Raw genomic sequence first — 2394 nt, 5'->3', positions numbered from 1 at the left:
GACGGTGGTGGCCCGCGGACGAGGGTCGGCTGACGCCGGAGCCGTCGCGGGTCGCCTCGGGCAACGAGTCGAGCAGCATCAGTGCGCTGAGCGAGGCACCCGTCACCGACAGCTCGGCGGCCGCCGCGCCGAACTCCGCCTGGGCCTCGTCGGCGGGGTCGGCCACGGTCGCGAGACTGGCGGAGGGGGCGGCGAACCAGCCGGTGAGACCCACCGCCGTGAAGACGGCGGCGACGGCCACGGCGCCCAGCAGGGTGCGGACCCGGGCCCGGCGTCGGGCCGACGGCAGGGCGAGGATGCGGGTGCGGTCGAAGGCCTGGGTCCAGGGGCGGGCGGAGCCGTCACCGGCGATCGAGACGAGTCGGTCCGACAACGGGGCCGGCGCTGCCGCGTCCCGGCGGCTCCGGCCGAGCAGATCCCTGACAGCCCGTAGCTCGGCGACCTCGGCACGACAGGCCGCGCAGCCGAGCAGGTGGGACACGACCCGTTCGGAGTCCTCGGCGGACAGGGCACCGTCGACGAAGCCCGACCGCAGCTCCGCGAGGTCGTCGCAGGAGCGGTTCACGCCGAACTCACCGCTGACTCACCACGTGCCCGCGGGCACCCGTCCGCCGGCGAGCTCGTCGGCCTGCTCGGACGGCCCGGGCTCAGCGTCGACCCCGAGGTAGCGCGAGTGCTCGAGGGTCGGCCGGCGATGGGCCAGCGCTTGGCGAAGCTGCGCGCGACCGCGGTGGATGCGGCTGCGGACGGTGCCGATCTTGAGGTCGAGGACGTCGCTGATCTCCTCGTAGGTCAGTCCCTCGATGTCACACAGCACGACCGCGGCGCGGAAGCTCGGGGCCAGTGCGGCCAGCGCGGCGGCCACATCGTGGTCGAGGTCGGCGTCGTCGAGCTGCTGGGAGGGGTTCGGCCAGGAGCTGGCCATCCGGTCGTCACTGCCCTCGGCGAGCCCGTCGAAGCGGATCTTCTGCTTGCGGCGCGCACCGTCGAGGAAGAGGTTCGTGGTGATGCGGTGGAGCCAGCCCTCGAAGGTGCCCGGCTGGAAGCGGTGCAGCGAACGGAACACCCGGATGAACACGTCCTGGGTGAGGTCCTCGGCGTCGTGCGCGTTCCCCGTCAGGCGGTAGGAGAGGCGATAGACCCGCGCGCTGTGGTCGCGGACGATCTCCTCCCAGCTCGGCGGCTGCCAGTCCGCGACCGTTGGGTCCGTCACAGCGGGAGCGGGGGTGGAACCGGTGGACGTACGCACGGGGAGAGCCTCCTCCATCGCGGGGGCAGCCGGCACGGCCGAACCCGGGGTCTCATCGTGACGAACCGACCTGTTGAGTCCCTTGACGAAACCTGTCAACAACCTGTGCACCTCCTCCCGTGCTCGTACGCCTGGTTGAACGAGCCGGACCGCGCGGGTGTTCCCTCCGCCGCGTCAGCCACGTCACTCCGTCGCGGCGGTGCGGCTCTTTGTCGGCGCGCCCGACGAGAGGCCGGCAGCCTCGAGTGCCCGGGCGAGCGCGGCTCGTTGCGCCGCGGTCGCCGGGACCATCGGCAGCCGGACGCTGCCCACACCGCGACCCTGCAGCTCCAGTCCCGCCTTGACGAGGATGCAGCCCTGGGTCGCGAAGATCCCGGTGAAGATCGGCAGCAGCCGGCGGTGCCAGCGCAGTGCGTCGGCGGTGTTCCCGGCCAGCGCAGCATCCAGCATCGCCCGCACCTCGGGGCCGCAGAAGTGCGTCGACGTCCCCACCACGCCCACGCCCCCGACCGCGAGCAGCGGCAGCGTCAGCGCGTCGTCGCCGGAGTAGTAGACGAGGTCGGACGACGCCATCACGGTGGCGGAGGCGGTCAGGTCGCCCTTGGCGTCCTTCACCGCGACGATCCGCGGGTGCTCGGCGAGGGTCAGCAGTGTGCTGGTGGCGATCGCCGTGCCGGAGCGGTGCGGGATGTCGTAGAGCATCACGGGCAGGCCGGTCGCGTCGGCGAGGGTGCGGAAGTGCTCGACGAGACCCTCCTGAGGGGGTTTCGAGTAGTACGGGGTCACGGCGAGCAGGCCGGTCGCCCCGGCCTTCTCAGCGGCCGCCGCCAGCTCGAGGGTGTGGGCGGTGTCGTTGGTCCCGACCCCGGCGACGACGCTCGCCCGGTCACCGACCGCGTCGACCACGGCGCGGACGACGTCGGCCTTCTCGGCGTCGGTGGTGGTCGGCGCCTCGCCACCGGTGCCGTTCACCACGAGGCCGTCGTGCGCGTGCTCGTCGACGAGCGAGGTCGCGAGCGCCGCCGCGGCGTCGGTGTCGAGCGAGCCGTCCGCGCGGAACGGCGTCACCATCGCGGTCAGCAGCCGGCCGAACGGCAGGGAGGACATGGCCTCAGTCTAGGGAGCGGACCCTCTGGAGGGCGATC

The 2394-nt window shown here is 72.9% G+C and carries 3 protein-coding genes; all 3 read right to left on the bottom strand.

Annotated elements, in window-relative coordinates; genetic code table 11:
• Nucleotides 1-565 (bottom strand): anti-sigma factor family protein (locus ACFE60_RS18820; RefSeq protein WP_375390374.1); only part of this gene is annotated, 565 nt, incomplete at its 3' end.
• 18 nt (nt 566-583) lie between these two features.
• On the bottom strand, nt 584-1267 hold the full coding sequence (gene sigE, locus ACFE60_RS18815; protein ID WP_375390375.1) for an RNA polymerase sigma factor SigE: 684 nt from the start codon (nt 1265-1267) through the stop codon (nt 584-586).
• Between the two features lie 165 nt (nt 1268-1432).
• On the bottom strand, nt 1433-2356 hold the full coding sequence (gene dapA / locus ACFE60_RS18810) for a 4-hydroxy-tetrahydrodipicolinate synthase (protein ID WP_375390373.1): 924 nt from the start codon (nt 2354-2356) through the stop codon (nt 1433-1435).
• Nucleotides 2357-2394: the final 38 nt, after the last annotated feature.

Source organism: uncultured Amnibacterium sp. (assembly GCF_964245895.1).
GTDB lineage: Bacteria > Actinomycetota > Actinomycetes > Actinomycetales > Microbacteriaceae > Amnibacterium.
Note: the sequence above shows the minus strand (reverse complement) of the source record. Positions and strands in the feature narration are given on the sequence as shown.

Bases quoted from the DNA above. Each gene is read 5' to 3' on its own strand.
- sigE (WP_375390375.1), bottom strand. From the start codon at position 1,267: ATGGAGGAGGCTCTCCCCGTGCGTACGTCCACCGGTTCCACCCCCGCT.
- dapA (WP_375390373.1), bottom strand. From the start codon at position 2,356: ATGTCCTCCCTGCCGTTCGGCCGGCTGCTGACCGCGATGGTGACGCCG.